The sequence below is a fragment of the Ereboglobus sp. PH5-5 genome (genome assembly GCF_029504805.1).
Classification (GTDB): domain Bacteria; phylum Verrucomicrobiota; class Verrucomicrobiia; order Opitutales; family Opitutaceae; genus Ereboglobus.
Genome location: NZ_JAQFIT010000037.1, coordinates 1 through 2,497, shown reverse-complemented (window position 1 = coordinate 2,497; position 2,497 = coordinate 1). Strand labels below are relative to the sequence as shown.

Genomic DNA, 2,497 nt, shown 5'->3' with positions numbered 1-2,497 from the left:
GTCCACCGTGGCGACACCCTCCTCGTCACCGGCACGACCATGCACGCCTTCATCGACCACGAAGGCCGCCCCGTCCGCCCGCCCCCCTACGTGGCCGGGAAAATGAACGAGGTTTTTAAATGAAAAACCAAGCAAACCTGCCGCCTGATTTTATAAAATGGGTGAAATAATATGGGCTCTATTAAGCGAGACCCTCGCTATGGGCTTCACTTGGAGGTCAATGTATGCCGGTGAGAAAACCAGTATGCGGATCATTCCCGTTACTGCGGGGGCAATATTTCTAATATCGTTTTCCTGCGCCTTAATTGATACAATCCCGTTTTATATATCTTTTATATTTTTTATTATTTTCATTATATTGACTATATTTAGAATGTTTTTAGCAAAAAAGCACCGCGACAAATAAAAGGTGAAAACTGACCGGCCCTCCCCGCGATCCTGCTAGAGTGGTTACGGTTTATTTTGTCATAGAAAAACACCCCAAGATTGGGCGAGTCCTTTGGCTGAGTCACAGCATTTCCGGCTCACCGAGACGGTTCGCCCTACCTCAAAATGCGACCAAAATCTCGCCCTGTCCGCCCCTCACCCCTTCCGCAGGCCCAGCAGAAACTCACGGTTTCCGTCAGCGCCCGTGATGGGCGAGTCCATGCTGCCGATCAGTGCCGGGCCGGATAATTCACGCAGTGCGAATTCTGTGATGTCCGCCAGGATTGCGTTCTGCAACCCGGGGTCGCGAATCACGCCGCGTCCCTTGTCCACCTCGGCCTTGCCCGCCTCGAATTGGGGCTTCACAAGTGCGATCAGGATTCCGCCATCCGCGCGCACGAACGGCCACACGGCGGGCAGCACGGCCTTGAGCGAGATAAATGACAAATCCATCACCACCGCGTCGAAATCCGCGCGCGGCAAATCCCCCGGCGCAAGGTGGCGCGCGTTCACCTTTTCGAAATTCGTGACGCGCGGGTCGGCGCGCAGCTTCGCGTGCAGTTGCGCGCGCCCCACGTCCACGCACACCGCGTCCGCCGCGCCGGCTTGAAGCGCGCAGTCCGTGAAGCCGCCTGTCGATGCGCCCACGTCCAGCACATGCGCGCCATTCAGGTCGATGGAGAATTTTTCCAGGAACCCGGCCAGTTTTTCCCCGCCGCGGCTCACAAAACGCGGCGGCTGCTCGACGATGAGTTCGATGTCGCCGGGGTATTCCTTGCCCGCCTTGTCGAGACGCTCAGTGCCACGCAGCACGCGACCGCTCATGATGAGCGCCTTGGCTTGCGAACGGGTTTCGGCAAGGCCGCGGGCAACGAGGATTTCGTCAAGGCGTTGTTTCATTGTGTGACAGCCCGATTCGAGATGCGAAACCGCGCGCCGCAACACTTTAATGCCAAACTCCGGCCATGCGCCCAATAAGCGCCATTGAAGTTTTGTCTTGAGACTCCGCCGTTTTTGGGTTCGGTAAGCAGTCCCGTTTTTTTGCCAGAGTAGCTCAGTGGTAGAGCAGGGGACTCATAAGCCTCGACGACAGTTTTCCGGGGTGTTTCGGCCTGTTTCAAAATGCCGTTTTCATAGGAGAAATCTATTCGGCCTGTTTCGCTCGGTTCAGTTTTTTTCGGCGAATGTGTAGAACACTGTGTAGAACTTTTTCACAGGCAAAACGCACGCGTTCTTGAGGCCCTGTGCCTTGCAAGGTAGTTGCCCGCTATGCCAAGGTGCAATTTTTCAGCGATCCATCCAACCGGTGCCCCGCCCTCTTTTCTCAGTCGCGCCGCGATCTTCAGTCCCCCCTGCAGCCTCGGTTTGTTTTTCCGAACCATCCGATCAGCGGCGGCCTTGCGGCCACCGCGCATCCCAAGGTGGGTCAATTCCTCGTGCCTGCTACCGGGTCAGTTCTCAGTGCCTGTTTGCAGTAGTGACGGCGCGGGTTCACAGGAAGCGCCGCCATTCCGCCGGAACGGTCGGCGTCGGATTTCGCGGAACCGCCACGAGTGAAGCGAAGCCGCGGCGTCCGTGCCGGCGCCGTTGTGGATGCAGCCGGTGACCGCGCGCAGCGCCGCCCCGCTAGGGGCGAGCGCGCGGGCACCGCGAGCGGCGGGCCTTGCGGACCCGCCCGGAGCAGCCGGCGCTCCGGCGTCGAGCGTGAGGAGACGCGGCCTTGCGCCGGCTGCGCAGCCGCAGGCCGACGCGGGCGGGATGGACGATTGCGGACTGAGCGAAGCGAGGGAGCAAGCAGGCGGCGTGCCGGGCGCGGCCTCCGCGCCGCGACTGGCGCGACGTGTGCCGCAGGACGTTCGAGCAGCGTTGCCGCGTTCGCTCGCGTGCGAAGGGTGTTCGTTCGCGTTGCTGCGGCGAGAGGAGAAAATCAATAAACAACGTCCCGACCCCTTCGCCTGTTCCACCCCTTCGCCTGTTCCCTGGACCGGGACGAGCTTCCCGTTGCCGCGCCCGGCAAGAACGTCGTGCTCACCGTCGGCCGCATCCACCCGCGCAAAGGCCAGGTCCGCAC

At 60.2% G+C, this 2,497-nt stretch carries 1 protein-coding gene and 1 pseudogene; both read right to left on the bottom strand.

Annotation, left to right across the window (positions count from 1 at the left end; all coding sequences use genetic code 11):
- Positions 1 to 582 precede the first annotated feature (582 nt).
- A complete protein-coding gene (locus tag M2103_RS13155; protein ID WP_277511142.1) occupies positions 583 to 1,326 on the bottom strand; it encodes a TlyA family RNA methyltransferase in 744 nt (247 codons plus the stop codon).
- A gap of 551 nt (positions 1,327 to 1,877) precedes the next feature.
- Positions 1,878 to 2,497 (bottom strand): annotated as a pseudogene (locus M2103_RS13150) (hypothetical protein); the annotation flags it as partial.